The organism is Blautia fusiformis, assembly GCF_020686995.1.
Taxonomy (GTDB): Bacteria; Bacillota; Clostridia; order Lachnospirales; family Lachnospiraceae; genus Blautia_A; species Blautia_A fusiformis.
In genome coordinates this window covers 212,374-226,019 of the sequence record NZ_JAJEPT010000002.1, presented here as the reverse complement: position 1 = coordinate 226,019, position 13,646 = coordinate 212,374, and the positions used below count along the sequence as shown (strand labels likewise).

Sequence of the window (13,646 nt, the reverse complement as noted above, 5' to 3'; positions counted from 1 at the left end):
GCACAAAATGATTCTGATCTGATAACATGATTAGATATTTCTGTGGAAAGAACTTCCACTGTAGAATTGCAGAGAGCAGATTTCTCTGCTGAATTTGAGTTGCTTGCTGTATGGACAAGTATAATAGAAGTTTTCAGATTTGTAAAGAAGTTTTCATCGACAGAAAAAGCAGCTTCCGCTGCCTTTTGCTGTCATACCTTTTGTATTGTTTCAGATTTGTGTCTCATTCCGAAATATCAGTAATGGATTTCTCCATGTTTCTCCAGATAATCCAGAAATCCCTCACAACCTTCCTGTATATCTTCATAAGTTTCGTCAAAATTTCCTGTATACCAAGGATCCGCAATATCCCGTCCTGATCCGGCAAAAGTCAGAAACTTATAAAGCTTCTCTTCCGGGTCATTCTTCAGCATCCTGTTAAGATTACGCATATTAGCAGAATCCATACCAATAATATAATCGGATTTTTCATAATCTGCCCACGTAATCTGCTTCGCTCTGTGCGGAACCAGTGGTATTCCCACTTCTCTCAGCTTGTTCACTGTTCCTCTGTGAGGTGGATTCCCAATCTCCTCTGTACTTGTTGCAAAACTATCGATCAAAAACTGATCTGAAAGGCCGAGCGTTTTTACCTTGTGCGTAAAAACACTCTCGGCCATGGTTGATCTGCAGATATTGCCGTGGCATACGAAAAGTATTTTAATCATAGTTTTGTTTCTCCTTGATTTGTCCCGGAATGCCCCGTTTTGCAAGGGTTTCCGGGGTTATTGTGATATGCTCTGAAATTACAGATTGTGGCAAATCAGAGCAGAATTAAGCAAGTTATTACTACCTGTTAGTAGTAAAATTGGTAGTAAAAGGGAAAGGTTTACTACTAAGGATTTTGAATAAATTCTTTTGTTTCTTTTTCTACATCCTGCCATATATTAGAAGGCATCTCAGCAAAGTTATAATAAGTTCCAAAAGAACCATATGACGAATCTGCATTTTCTGGTTTTACAATCCCTCCCAAGCATCTTGAATCATTAAAATCTACTGCAAGTCTGTACATCGTCCTAATTGCTAACATATATTCATCAACATTTTTCAAAGAATTATCAGCAAAAAATGCTTTTGCACTACGCTTTGCCCTTTCAATATCTTTAAATTGAAAATATCCTTGGACCTCACAAGTACTAGGCACCCTATACTTCGGTGCATTCAACGAAATATCAGCAAATTTTTCACACACATTATAAAAATCCATGTATTTTTCTTTTAATACATTGAAAATCTCCATATCCTTTAGTCTTTCATTTTCAATCAATGAATAATAAAATTGTTCTTTTGAATTGCTTATTCTTCTTCCCATTATGCGTCAACTCCTTTTCTTCCTGCTTGCTACAGGCAAAAAATTTTCAGCTTCTCCCTCATTAAAAGTCTGTTCCTCTTCATCTTTCAATGACTTTTGAGCCTCTTTGTATCCTTTTTTATCTGTTCCCGGATATTTTTTATTTATCTCTGACCATATGCACTGAATTTCATCTCTTCTTGACCTTATATCACTCAAAGGCAAATCACAAAAATCTGTTATCAAAGACGAATATGCTTCTCGAACATCCCACAATTCATCTGCTGCATCCTTATGTTTTTTTATTCGATCATCCAAGTTACTATCTTTCATATATAAATTAAATCCTAATGACAATGCTGATGTAATCCCACCTATCCACGCTAACAGATACTGATTTGTTATAACAGTCGCCAAAAATCCTACCGTTGAAACTGCCGTAAGTATTATCTGACTAATCTTAACTCCTTTATTTATACGCTCTAATCTATTCTGTATTTTATGGTGAGTTGTGTATGTATAAACAACCTTCCCATGCAAATCTATTATCTGATTCAATAATAATTCCTGATTTTCCTCCATAGCACTTTCTACCTTTCTGCACTATACCATATATCTAAGCACTTTTCCCAATACATCCCAGCCTTTTGATGCATCCACCTTCATATTGCTTCCGGGTGCTTGTATCTGCGGTGTAATATATCCATTCAAAGAAATTTCATTATAATATTTCAACATTGCTTCCTCGAAAGTTTCTCTACATCCAGACGGTTGCTCTCCATCACGTAAAAAATGCCATCCCTTAATAGCATTGTGCATAAAAGAATCAATCAATATTCCTGACAAATGATAACTTTGGAAATTGTTGTCTCTAATATAACCAATATGTTTACACGCATCATACAGAAGTCCATTCGATTGTTCATTTTTTTCTTTTATCGCATCCTGCTCTGCTTTGGGATTGGTTGACATCCAATTTCCTCCCATATGGCTATCCGGATATTTATATGTTCCATCCCATCCCCAAATAGTATTATTTTTAAAAGCTGGTAATATTTCAAATTTCATACCATCCGAAAACTTTATAACAACAACTTGTCCATCTCCCCTAATATCTGTTCTAGGATATGTGTCCAATATTGCATTTTTAACAGACTGTAAAAGTCTTGATGGTCCATTTCCATATATATTCGAAAAGTGATTATATTCGGCATCTGGTAATTCAATTAACACATCCAAATCACTTGTATTGATTGCTGTTCCTCTTCCATATGATCCGACATAAAAACTATGTGCCGTATCACTTATACTATTCCAAAATGTCTGATTCACCGCTTTTGTAATTCTTTTATATCGCACTGATATCAATGATCGTGTATCTAAATCAATCACATGCTCATTTTTAGTAACTCTATAGCTCATATAATTTCACCCTTTCTGAATATAATTTCAATATTGTCTGTTTCAATTATTATATCGTCTTTTTCACTTCTTTTCCATAGAAAAAAAACGCCCTAGCCTAAGCCAGAGCGTCATCCCATTTCCATATTATACAACTTTAAACATTTTCTGTGACATCGGTTTCTCCTTCTTCTGCTCAACCTCCGCCTGTGCTTTCCTAAACTCTTCCATCCGTTTCAATTCTTCCTCTGCATCATCAAATCCGATATGCGTGTACACATTCATTGTGACCGATATATCCGAATGCCCCATGAGGTACTGCAGTGTCTTTGGATTCATTCCCGATTTTGCCATATTCGAACAATACGTATGTCGGCATACATGAGGTGTAATGTTTGGCATCTGCACCCGGTAGATGTCATTGTATCTGCCGACCATATGATTGAAACGATGTTGCCAGTGCATTGCCACAAGTGGCATTCCATTATCATCGTAAAACAGGAATCCGCTATATCCGTCTATAGCTTTCTCCACTTTAGGTGCATTTCTGTCCTCAATGATTGCCTGAAACATCTGTGCCACATCCTCTGTGATTGGCAATACTCTTGTTCCGGCATCCGTCTTTGTGCTTTCTATGATATACCGCATATCTGATGTTCTCTGCAACTGATGGTCGATATTTACAGTTCTGTTCTCAAGATCAATATCCTTTAGTGTCAGTCCACAAAATTCCGATATTCGCATTCCTGTATGAAAGAGTATGTACACAACTTCATAGTATTTACAGTACACCACATCGTCATGCACAAACTTTAGGAACTTTCTCATCTGGTCTTTGGAAATTGCCTCTCTTGTGACTGCGTCATTTACCAATACTCCGGCAAGCTGAAATCCGAATGGATTCTTTACCAGAATGTCATCATCCACCGCCATCTGAAAGGCTGGTCGCAACACTCCCCTGATGGTATGAATGGAACTGTAGCTTTTTCCATCTTCCTGCTGTAATTTAATAAGGAACAGCTTTGCATCGGATGTTTTCACACTTCGTATCATCTTTTTGCCAAATGTTTCCTTCGCAAGTAATCTCTGTACTGTAACATATCCCTGTTTCGTGCTTTGCCTTACTCCTGTCTTTGGTTTCAAATCAGATTCCTTTTCAATTTCATTCATAACCTTTCCGGCTGCAACAGTCGGCATACTGTAAGTTCCTATACTAATATCCCTACCCTTTGCAAGAATATCCTCTCTCGCCTCTTTGTTTCTCATCGCATTCCAGAACTGAATATCATATTCTGGCTGTGCCGTAATCTGTGTATTGCTAATCATGCTTTTCTCCTCCTTAATTTCTATCACACACAGGACATTTATAAAGTCCAAGTGTATTTAATGTCAGCTGTCTTCCAATCTGTTTCAAATGATTGCCACACTTCGGGCAATGAATTTCATACGCAAATGCCATTTCCTCTGTATGATCATTGCTCGCATGAAGTCTGTACGTTTTCTTTATCTTTCCATTCTCATCCCGGCTCAGTTCATCCGTCAGATATAAACTGCACATTCTCTGTGCATATTCTTCAGAATAATATGCATTTGACGCATTCAACAATGTTCCTTCCTTATTCAGTTTAGTTAATGGAAATACCATAATAAAATCCTCCTTCGCTCTATCGTCTGCACTTATCACAGGTGTACAGACCAAGTTTATTTGCATCATGATTCTGAGCCATCTGCCTTAATACTGCACCACACAAAGGACAGTGAATTTCTATGCTGTCAGTAGCATTCTGGCTCATCGGCTCTTTTGAATAAAGCCTGTAATAATTGGAAATAATCTCCGACAGGTACATTCTACTGTTCTGCCATACTGTTTCCTTGTCTGTTGATAAAAACATCGGTACCTTTTCCAGTCCATCTGTATCTCCATCAATCAGAGGATGGTATCTTATCATCTGCATCCACTACACCGCCTTTCCATCTAATCTTGTAAATCTATCTCTGCAGAAATCCATTGCATCTTCATAAGTAGGGAACACCAGACACGAAAATCCATACTGCACTTTCCATATTGGAAAATTCTTATCCTGCTTCTGAGATACCACCACAGGCAATCCTGCCCTTCCCTGCAATAAATCCTTGCATTCATATCCCTCTCTTGAAAACATCTTCTTATCAGAATCTGTCAACTTGAAATCAGTTCCATAAAATATTCTGTGTGTCATGTTCTTCACTCCTCCTGCATAATTTATTGTTTTTCCATATTTTAAGCGGAATAACTTATCGTAGCGGTCATAGCCTTGTGCAATCAGCAAATTACTATATTTCATCAGTTCTTCAACACTCTCGCCAATCAGCTCTCTTGGAATATCTCTGACAGTTTTTACGATGATGCATTCGGTCATTGTATCTCCATACCAGAGATATATTGTTGCCTTTTTCTTCATGCTGGACGTATGCATTCCACTGATTTCTACGTTAAATCCATTTCCAAAATCTCTGTAAATTACTCTTTCAAAATCTATAGTTGTTACTCTGTAATCAACTCCGAGGCTCTTACATAATGCTCGGATCATTGTGTCTCGTTTCGACATCTTCTTCTCTCCTTCCTTTTATCTGTGGGTAGCAGTTCTATCTTCCGAGGTAGCAGTACAGGTAGCAGCAATTCTTGTAACTGCTACCCGGCAAGGAACTCTGTTTCCTCATATCCATATTCCTTGGCATAAAGTTCCTTGGTTTCCTCTGTTATCGTGAAATTTTTGTAATAGGTATTACCCTTCTGCCTTGTTGTCACATCAGCAAACGTACCACCAAGATATCCTGCAAGCTGTTCTCTGAACTCTTTTGCAGTTCTGGTATAACCATGATTGTTCTCCCTGCACCATGCCTGATATACCTTGTATATTCTCCCTGTGGTACAATGTCTGACAATCTTTCCATTCTCCCAAGGGCACATACATTCTTTATAAAAAGATATCACGGTACTGTTTGCGCTCTGGTAATCTCTTCTTGCCTCTGCAATGCTGTCCGGCTCTGTAAATCGATATCCATTTGCTATAACAGTCTGCAACGCTTTCACAGCTTTTTTCACAATACCTCTGCGCTCTGCATACATTTTTCTAAAAGCTGCTTGTCCTGCTGTTCTTTCGGTATCACATTCGGGCAATCCACCACCATGATGCGGTCATATACCCATTTGCCGTCATCTCCCCCGAACTTCGGCAGCCGGTTCATGCAGAACCACAGCAATCCATTAAATGTAAATTCAAATGCCTGCTGTCCTTTAAATTCTGCAAAAAGGCTGTCCCCGCCTGTCATTTTCTTGAATGTTTTCAGTTCATCCACAGACAAAAAACTCATATCCGAACTTCCTGCAAGCCTTGTTCCATACACTGCCCCTGTTCCAAACCGGGATTCAATTTCTTTCAGATCAATGCCTATAAAGTTGCCCCTGCCAAGCAGACGCTCCACAAGGCTTTTAAGCTGTGATTTTCCTGTATCTCCCTGCCCTACAAGAAATAATGCTTTTTTCATCCGCCAGCCTTTCACATTGGAAATACAGACACCAATAAATTCCATCAGCAACTGCTTTACCATCTCATCTCCATTGGTAAGCGTGTCCATATAAGAATCAAATACAGGTGCATCAATATCCTCATCTGACCATTCACAAGGAAGTTGTATAGTGGAAAGTATATCTGCTGAATGTGGTATCAGTTGCAGTAATCTTCAAAATTCCATTCTGGAAATTGATGATATCCTCATCTGCATTCAATGCATCCTGACTTACATATGTAAGGTCTGTGGTAATATGCAAAAGCACCTCATTGACCTTACTCATCTTTACAAGTTCCTCGTCATAATCAGCAATATACTTTTTTATGATTCCAAGCAGCATATTATCTGCATAAAGCCTGTAACATCCACCTTCATATACATATTTCAAAAGTCCCTGTTTACCATTGTCCCGGACTAAAATATATTGCAGATGTTCTCTTACATATTTTGCAAGAAGCGGTACACTCACATATGGTTCTCCTGTCTGTTCATTAAACTTTATGAAATCAGGATGTTCCATTTTTGACCTGTGAAACACACCATTACAGACTGAAATTCCTGCATTGATTGTGTTTTCCCTGTAATCGTCCCTTTCCCATTTGCTTCGGTATAAAGCAGAGCTGCGAAACACTTCATCAATCGCATCCGGGTCTGCTCCTGTCCTAAATGCTATCAAAGCACAAAGGGCAGCATCCGCCTCAGACTGGGAACCATATTCACTGAAATCACCTTTATCATAAAGCCGGATGAACTTATCTCCGTTCTTCTGCTTACGAAGATCACAGACAATATCAAATACGGCCCTATCACCATCACGCTTTGCACTGTACTTCGCTTTCGGCTTTTTCCTCATTTCCTTATCCAATGTGGTAAGAACCGCCTGTGTACAGTCAGCTATCGGCAGACTGTTAATCGCATTTCCTGTAAAAGTGCCATATCGGTTTGTAATATCACCGATATAAAGTTCCAATCCAATATCAGAGCGTTTCTGATAATATTCACTATCCAGCACAAGTCTCTTCCTTCTGTCATCAAAATGTACCGGAAGTTTTGTAATATCACACTGACCAATAAGATGAATTCCTTTGCCACTTGGAGATACTTCTGCATAGGAAGAAAACCGAGATAACATAAGCTGTGCAAATGGATCTGAAATATCCTTATGGTCTATATCTAGTAAGAAGAAACCTGTCGGAATCTTCAAGCCAATCCCCGATGCCTGAAACTGATTTCTGGCTGATTCTGCATCATCAAAAGATACCCATGTTCCCTTATGTGCATCATCTGTTCCTGTAGCTCCTCCGTTTGCTGCGAATGGAACTTTGGTAACTTTCCCATTCTTGCCGGGTTTCGCTGACCATAAAAACCACAGCTTTTTACTCTTTAATTCATCCACTGTCATATCTCCCATCCTGCTCACCTCCTCCTTTTCTGCAATTCTTTTTAATGGTTAATAGATGTTCTTACAAGCCATTCTTTATAGGCTTCAATCGGAATCAGAATTCTGACTCCGATTCGTATTGTAGGAAATCCCGGTGTCTTTACCAGTTCATATGCCTTTGGCAGACTGATTCCCATCTGTGCAAATAATTCCTGCACACTCATAGTTGTTTTTTCCATAAGATGTTGTTCCTTTCTTAGATTTTGTTGCGTCCGTCTCTTCAATGGTCGTTTCTCTGCTACCGCTCTTGGCGGCTACCAGTCCCCGCAGTAACAAAGGCTTGTTCATTTAGAACGGGATGAAATTGTCAAAGTACAAATCCGTTACATCATTTTGTGTAACTTTTTATTGTTTTCATGAATATTTTAAGCTATAATGTAACCGAAGCCCAAAAACTGACGGTAACGCTAACGGTTACGAATTAACGATTGGAATGAGGTATGATATGCCATTAAACTGGAATGATGAAACGATTCCATCCGAAACAGATAAAACAACAGATATATTAGGATTTAAAGAAGTCGGTGGTATCGGACAACTGATTTATCACCCTTTTCGTTTCAAAAAATACGAACTTGATATTGATAAAAGCAGTGATTACTGTGCAATACCATTTTGCCGTCCCGGATATGAACCAGTTTTCCCTAAAGAAGATTTTCTTTCCGGGCAGGGACTGCTTGCCAGCCTTTGCAATCTAGCAATGCAGATAAACAGCTTTGATAACAAAATCCCATATACTCAGCTCATAATGAAATGGTGTACAAATAATATGCATCCATATAATATTGATTTCATCTATTCTGAATTGAATGAATCATTTGATATAAACAGCTTCGATGCAGAAATGGTAGAACGAGACGGAACATTTGAGATTAACACCTTCCTAGATGATCTTGGGAAATTATATAATGCAGTCATGTTTTATGTTGCTCTCGAAGGTGTCTGTATTGCCGATGACGAAGCTGCATACAATTTATCAAAAGAAGGAAAATACTTTGAAGGCTACTCTTTCTTTGATAAATATAAGCATCCTATTATTGCAGTACCGGATGACTTAGATTATGGGGATGCAAAAGGAAATCTCATAGAAGAAATGCGAATTGATAATGAGTACATTAAAAATCATCCGGCAGAAAAACCTTCAACTGGAGAATTTGCTACTACACCATATGACGATTACGATGAATTAAGGAATGCACTTATTGACATCATCCCGGAATTTACCATGAAATTAAAGGTAGATCCACGCACTAACCGATTAGAATTTTCTACCGATATTAATTCTGTGTTTGATATTGCATGGCTGACACTTGCAAGAATGCTTTCCGAGGATCCTGCACCAGAAGATAAAGGGAAATCAGATAATCGTCCAGAAGGCATTATGATTCGTTGTCGGAACTGTGGTAAATTCATAATCCGAAAAAGCAATCGACAGGAATTTTGTGACGCCGAAGAATGCCAGAAGGTTCGAAATGCCCGAAAGCAAAAAGCCTATCGTGAGCGAAAAGCCATCGAAAAGGCTCAAAAAAGCAAGAAAAATGCACATTAATTTATATGATTTGGCGAAAAAGCAAATAGATTATTGTATCTGATGTCAGCCAGTTACATGCAATTATGTGCTATGATATTATATAAAATATGTTAAAGGACACCGGAATCCCCCCCTATGCAATTTCGCGAAAAAACGTATTTGAGGGGGAATCGGTCTTTAAGATGAATAGTCACAAAGATAATACTCCCCCTGGGGGTAAGGAGGAATACATGGAGCCATTACTTAAATATAGAGGTGGAAAAAGACGTGAAATACCAAATTTCAGAAATCTTATCCCTCAAAACTACACAACATATATTGAACCATTCTTTGGTGGAGGTGCAGTTTTTTTTGATCAAGAACCAGTCCAATCAATTATAAACGACATAAACCATCCATTGATTAATTTTTATCAGCAAGTTGCCAACAATTATCCTCAGTTAATGCAAGAACTAACTGAATTACATGTGCTCTATGAGCAAAACGAAACTGAATATGCAAGGCAAAAGACCTTACATCCCGAAGCCAGAGTGCCAAATGATAATGAGCCCTTATATTATCAATTGCGTGATATGTATAATGGATTAACACCTTCCCCTTACTTAGATGGCACCTTGTACTATTTCATTAATAAGACAGCCTACTCTGGAATGATTCGTTATAATGCTCAAGGCCAATATAATGTTCCTTTTGGAAGATATAAACATTTTCGCGTAAATAACATATTACCTCAACACAGTACATTACTTCAGAATGCGCAAATATTGCAAACTGATTTTGAAAATATATTTGCACTAGCAAATGCAAACGATTTTATGTTTTTAGATCCACCATATGACTGTATATTTCACGACTACGGCAATATGACAACTAATTTCGGTGAAGATGAACACAGGAGACTAGCTTCTGCTATACAAAACGTCAATTGCAGAATTCTTATGGTAATTGGAAGAACTCCATTAACCGAAGAATTATATGCCGGACATATTGTCTCAGAATATCCGGTAAGATATTCCGTTAACATCCGAAATCGTTTTGATACCGACACCACTCATATTGTTGTCACTAATTATTAGAGGAGGCTTGCTTATGAATTCAACAGATATTATAAGAGACTATATAGACAATCAATTAGGATATACAAGAACTATACGAAATAGTAGTTTGAATATGGATGAAATTATACTCCCTTCCGGAGAAAATGTAATCATCTCATATGTCGATGTTTCTATCACTGGCACAAATAGATCAAAGCCACAAATCAGAATCTTTGCAGACAAGGCAGTTGAAGCCTTTAAGACTGCACGCACCGAAGGAAAACGCTTTTTTTGTTTGACTATTTATAGTAAAGCAATGACATATGTAGCATACATGTCCAATATCACACTAGATGAATACATTATTTCTATTGAAACAAATATGAACAATATGTCAGGTCGTATGGATATCAGAAGCCTATACGAATGGTTAGATAATTATACCGCCACCCACGGTCCACAAGACTATGTAAGATGTAATAAATCAGACCATACCTGTAGCATCTTCCAGGCATCTTTCATAAGAATCAAAAATAGAACCACTAATTTGACCACAAAAATGAAAGAATACTTTGGAATGTTTGATTTGAGGCCATATTTTGTAACTGCATTAAGAGCTTTCAACTATGAACCAAACACAAATACTGATAAGAAAAACATAATTGCATTTGGAGCACCTGGAACAGGGAAAAGCTATGGTTTCAAGAAAAAACTTGATGATTTGGGCGTTTCGTCAACAAATTACGAAAGAGTTACTTTTTTTGCAGACTATTCTTACTCTCAATTTGTTGGAACTTACAAACCTATTGAAATTGGTGGCACAATTACATATAAATTCGTTCCCGGTCCATTTATGAGAATATTAAAAAAAGCATTAGAAAGTGGATTAACCAACACACCCGAAAATTTTTACCTTATTATAGAAGAAATAAATCGTGCAAAGGCTGCTGCCGTATTTGGAGATATGTTTCAACTTTTAGATAGAGACGACAGCGGCAAAAGTGAATACTCGATCAATGCTAGTGAAGATGTCAGAGCATACTTGGCCGATACTTTTGGCGGATCGTCAAATGATTACTCTGAGTTGCGTATTCCAAACAATATGTATATCTATGCTACTATGAACAGCGCTGACCAAGGTGTATTTCCTATGGATACTGCATTCAAACGTAGATGGGGATTTAATTATATTGGTGTAGATGATGAAGAATTTAAAATTGTACCAATTCCTGGAAGCGGAGGTCATGTAACACCTGTAGAGAATCAAAATGACACATTCAACTTAGCCGATGGACCAATTGAATGGAATGTTCTAAGAAGAGCAATAAATCTGAAACTTTCAAATGAAAAAATAAGAATGCATGAAGATAAACTAATGGGACCTTTCTTTATAAAAATATTAGATGCGAGTTGCAATAGTATCTTTTCTCCTGCAACGAAAGATGCAGATTTCATTAAATTGTTCTGTGACAAAGTGCTTATGTACCTATTTGAAGATGCTGCAAAGACCAAACGACCAGACCTATTTGAAGGCATTCGCCCGAAAGAAAAGCTAAACAGATATTCTTTTGTCTGCTCAGAGTTTAGACGAATAGGTCTTGGTATTTTTGGTGACAATTTTAGGACTAAAGAATATGCCAATCAAGAAACAGAACGAAATAATAAAAGAATCGATTTAACACACTAATTAAGGAGTTGATACTATGTCTGTTATTTCCGCTTATGTAAGGGAAGACTGGTATTATTCCATCGAAAGCATTAAGGAGATGTTTCTTTTCAATAAAGAAAGCTACTCCACAGAGGAAGAAGCCTCTAGGCATTTGAAATCTTATATAAAGGAATTACTCAGTAGAAATATTTTAAAAGCCGAAAAAAAACAACAACCTGATGAAGCCGATATCGAATTTGAAAATTATGATGATAGCGATCTTGTTGCAAATACTAAAAGATATAAATTTTCCTTTGTGGGCATAGCCATATGCCAAAATCGAATAATATATGTTTATCCCAAATATATCGGAAGCGCCACTGCTCTTCCAACTTATGAGCCTCAAAAAGAATTAACACAAGTTGTACGTGTTATTGAAAAGTATAGTAGAGAAAAAACAAAACAGGATATTCGAGATATAAATTTATTTGTTGATGAAGATGATAACGGCAAACCGAACACCTTATCTGTAATGTTATTTCTACTTGAAGATTACGCTACGAACGGTCCTTATGAAACAGATGAAGCTATTATAGAAATAAATGGTAGTGATAATATTTTGTGGCAAAAAACAATCGATGATACATATCCTATTATCACAGATAACAGGCCTTTGTATGTCGAATTATACACCCAACGCAATGTATGTGATGATTACGATTTTATTAAAAGACTGCATGCCTATGTTGTAACATCCTGTTCCTATGAAATAGATGCTGCTGGATTAAGTGATTTTTTTAGCCTACCGTATGCTGAAATCTCAGATGATGAAATAGATTCATTTGGTGACACTGATTATATTCTTGAAAAATTAGATTTAGCTTTATCGGAGACATTTGATGATCGAAAGATAATGGTATTAAAAGCTATGAAATTATATTTCAAGAGTAGTAAAATACTTGTTGGTGATACTGAAATCCAACTTATAGGAACTCGTTCTTTCAACTTAATTTGGGAAGAAGTATGCGCAAAAGTATTCAAAAGTCAAAAAGCTGATAAATCCAGACATCCTGACGTAACAGAGATTGAGCCTAATATAGATTACTCCGTTATAAATAAGGAATTTGCACAAAAACCACCGACTTTAGTTGAGCTAATAAAGCAACCAATATGGAAAAAATATAAAAAAGGAAGTACCGGGCTTCCTACCGCTACTTTAAAACCTGATTATTTAAGATTCGAAAATACAGGGCAGAGAAATCACTATATTTTTTATATCTTAGATGCCAAGTACTACTGCCCTGTATGGACTGATAATAAAATTGAAGGTCAACCTGGTGTTGAGGATGTGGCAAAACAATACATGTATTTCATTGCATACAAAGACATACTGAAGCAACTTCGCGAGGTTCAACATCAAACAGTGGAAGTAAAAAATTATTTTCTCATGCCACAACGCGAGAACGATCCTAAAGTAATGGGCTATGTGAAATTCAATGTACTTAAAGACTTAGATGTTAATATTGGTCTAGGTGTAGTCGAGGTTCGTATGCTTTCACCTACTTTTATGTTCAATCACTATCTCAATAACACAACTGCAAATTTAGCCGACTTGCAATAGCTATGTTAGTAAAAGCCACAATCCCTGTGTTCTTGCGAGAGTATGAAACTTTTTCTGTAAAATAATGTTTATAAGGTTCTTCTAT

Annotated in this window: 16 protein-coding genes; 4 read left to right on the top strand and 12 right to left on the bottom strand. The window is 37.2% G+C overall.

The annotated features are described in order from the left end of the window. Positions 1-236 precede the first annotated feature (236 nt). The 12 genes from LKD46_RS02980 to LKD46_RS02925 form a co-directional block, all read right to left on the bottom strand. The gene (locus LKD46_RS02980; RefSeq protein ID WP_227573794.1) at positions 237-707 is read right to left on the bottom strand and encodes a low molecular weight protein-tyrosine-phosphatase; all 471 of its coding nucleotides are present in this window, start codon (positions 705-707) and stop codon (positions 237-239) included. Between the two features lie 167 nt (positions 708-874). Then, on the bottom strand, positions 875-1,351 hold the full coding sequence (locus tag LKD46_RS02975) for a hypothetical protein (protein WP_227573793.1): 477 nt from the start codon (positions 1,349-1,351) through the stop codon (positions 875-877). A gap of 6 nt (positions 1,352-1,357) precedes the next feature. After that, the gene (locus LKD46_RS02970; protein ID WP_117796110.1) at positions 1,358-1,912 is read right to left on the bottom strand and encodes an SLATT domain-containing protein; all 555 of its coding nucleotides are present in this window, start codon (positions 1,910-1,912) and stop codon (positions 1,358-1,360) included. Positions 1,913-1,933: 21 nt separating this feature from the next. Further along, on the bottom strand, positions 1,934-2,752 hold the full coding sequence (locus LKD46_RS02965) for an SMODS domain-containing nucleotidyltransferase (protein WP_227573792.1): 819 nt from the start codon (positions 2,750-2,752) through the stop codon (positions 1,934-1,936). A 126-nt stretch (positions 2,753-2,878) separates the two neighbouring features. Continuing rightward, positions 2,879-3,928, bottom strand: coding sequence for a site-specific integrase (locus LKD46_RS02960; protein WP_408611425.1), 1,050 nt, complete (start codon positions 3,926-3,928; stop codon positions 2,879-2,881). A 142-nt stretch (positions 3,929-4,070) separates the two neighbouring features. Next, entirely contained in the window at positions 4,071-4,376 is a 306-nt protein-coding gene (locus LKD46_RS02955) for a hypothetical protein (protein WP_227573791.1), read from the bottom strand. Between the two features lie 19 nt (positions 4,377-4,395). Beyond that, entirely contained in the window at positions 4,396-4,686 is a 291-nt protein-coding gene (locus LKD46_RS02950; protein ID WP_227573790.1) for a hypothetical protein, read from the bottom strand. Between the two features lie 3 nt (positions 4,687-4,689). Next, entirely contained in the window at positions 4,690-5,319 is a 630-nt protein-coding gene (locus LKD46_RS02945; protein ID WP_227573789.1) for a hypothetical protein, read from the bottom strand. An 83-nt stretch (positions 5,320-5,402) separates the two neighbouring features. Then, on the bottom strand, positions 5,403-5,816 hold the full coding sequence (locus LKD46_RS02940; RefSeq protein WP_227573788.1) for a primase-like DNA-binding domain-containing protein: 414 nt from the start codon (positions 5,814-5,816) through the stop codon (positions 5,403-5,405). Further along, complete coding sequence (locus LKD46_RS02935) at positions 5,813-6,409, bottom strand: phage/plasmid primase, P4 family (protein ID WP_331465960.1); 597 nt, start codon at positions 6,407-6,409, stop codon at positions 5,813-5,815. Before LKD46_RS02935 ends, LKD46_RS02940 begins: the two co-directional genes overlap by 4 nt. Beyond that, a complete protein-coding gene (locus tag LKD46_RS02930; protein WP_227573787.1) occupies positions 6,393-7,694 on the bottom strand; it encodes a phage NrS-1 polymerase family protein in 1,302 nt (433 codons plus the stop codon). The genes LKD46_RS02935 and LKD46_RS02930 overlap by 17 nt, the downstream gene beginning before the upstream one ends. 32 nt (positions 7,695-7,726) lie before the next feature. Continuing rightward, positions 7,727-7,903, bottom strand: coding sequence for a MerR family transcriptional regulator (locus LKD46_RS02925; protein WP_227573786.1), 177 nt, complete (start codon positions 7,901-7,903; stop codon positions 7,727-7,729). A gap of 266 nt (positions 7,904-8,169) precedes the next feature. Between LKD46_RS02925 and LKD46_RS02920 the strand changes: the two genes are divergently transcribed. The 4 genes from LKD46_RS02920 (at position 8,170) to LKD46_RS02905 (ending at position 13,561) form a co-directional block, all read left to right on the top strand. Further along, complete coding sequence (locus tag LKD46_RS02920) at positions 8,170-9,273, top strand: hypothetical protein (RefSeq protein ID WP_227573785.1); 1,104 nt, start codon at positions 8,170-8,172, stop codon at positions 9,271-9,273. 212 nt (positions 9,274-9,485) lie between these two features. Further along, the gene (locus LKD46_RS02915) at positions 9,486-10,331 is read left to right on the top strand and encodes a DNA adenine methylase (RefSeq protein ID WP_227573784.1); all 846 of its coding nucleotides are present in this window, start codon (positions 9,486-9,488) and stop codon (positions 10,329-10,331) included. A 13-nt stretch (positions 10,332-10,344) separates the two neighbouring features. Beyond that, on the top strand, positions 10,345-11,979 hold the full coding sequence (locus LKD46_RS02910) for an McrB family protein (protein WP_227573783.1): 1,635 nt from the start codon (positions 10,345-10,347) through the stop codon (positions 11,977-11,979). 16 nt (positions 11,980-11,995) lie between these two features. Then, on the top strand, positions 11,996-13,561 hold the full coding sequence (locus tag LKD46_RS02905; RefSeq protein WP_227573782.1) for an LlaJI family restriction endonuclease: 1,566 nt from the start codon (positions 11,996-11,998) through the stop codon (positions 13,559-13,561). The last annotated feature ends 85 nt before the right edge of the window (positions 13,562-13,646 follow it).

Bases quoted from the DNA above. Each gene is read 5' to 3' on its own strand.
- LKD46_RS02965 (WP_227573792.1), bottom strand. From the start codon at position 2,752: ATGAGCTATAGAGTTACTAAAAATGAGCATGTGATTGATTTAGATACA.
- LKD46_RS02975 (WP_227573793.1), bottom strand. From the start codon at position 1,351: ATGGGAAGAAGAATAAGCAATTCAAAAGAACAATTTTATTATTCATTG.
- LKD46_RS02915 (WP_227573784.1), top strand. From the start codon at position 9,486: ATGGAGCCATTACTTAAATATAGAGGTGGAAAAAGACGTGAAATACCA.
- LKD46_RS02950 (WP_227573790.1), bottom strand. From the start codon at position 4,686: ATGCAGATGATAAGATACCATCCTCTGATTGATGGAGATACAGATGGA.
- LKD46_RS02960 (WP_408611425.1), bottom strand. From the start codon at position 3,928: ATGCCGACTGTTGCAGCCGGAAAGGTTATGAATGAAATTGAAAAGGAA.
- LKD46_RS02905 (WP_227573782.1), top strand. From the start codon at position 11,996: ATGTCTGTTATTTCCGCTTATGTAAGGGAAGACTGGTATTATTCCATC.
- LKD46_RS02970 (WP_117796110.1), bottom strand. From the start codon at position 1,912: ATGGAGGAAAATCAGGAATTATTATTGAATCAGATAATAGATTTGCAT.
- LKD46_RS02955 (WP_227573791.1), bottom strand. From the start codon at position 4,376: ATGGTATTTCCATTAACTAAACTGAATAAGGAAGGAACATTGTTGAAT.
- LKD46_RS02930 (WP_227573787.1), bottom strand. From the start codon at position 7,694: ATGGGAGATATGACAGTGGATGAATTAAAGAGTAAAAAGCTGTGGTTT.
- LKD46_RS02910 (WP_227573783.1), top strand. From the start codon at position 10,345: ATGAATTCAACAGATATTATAAGAGACTATATAGACAATCAATTAGGA.
- LKD46_RS02925 (WP_227573786.1), bottom strand. From the start codon at position 7,903: ATGGAAAAAACAACTATGAGTGTGCAGGAATTATTTGCACAGATGGGA.
- LKD46_RS02920 (WP_227573785.1), top strand. From the start codon at position 8,170: ATGCCATTAAACTGGAATGATGAAACGATTCCATCCGAAACAGATAAA.
- LKD46_RS02945 (WP_227573789.1), bottom strand. From the start codon at position 5,319: ATGTCGAAACGAGACACAATGATCCGAGCATTATGTAAGAGCCTCGGA.
- LKD46_RS02980 (WP_227573794.1), bottom strand. From the start codon at position 707: ATGATTAAAATACTTTTCGTATGCCACGGCAATATCTGCAGATCAACC.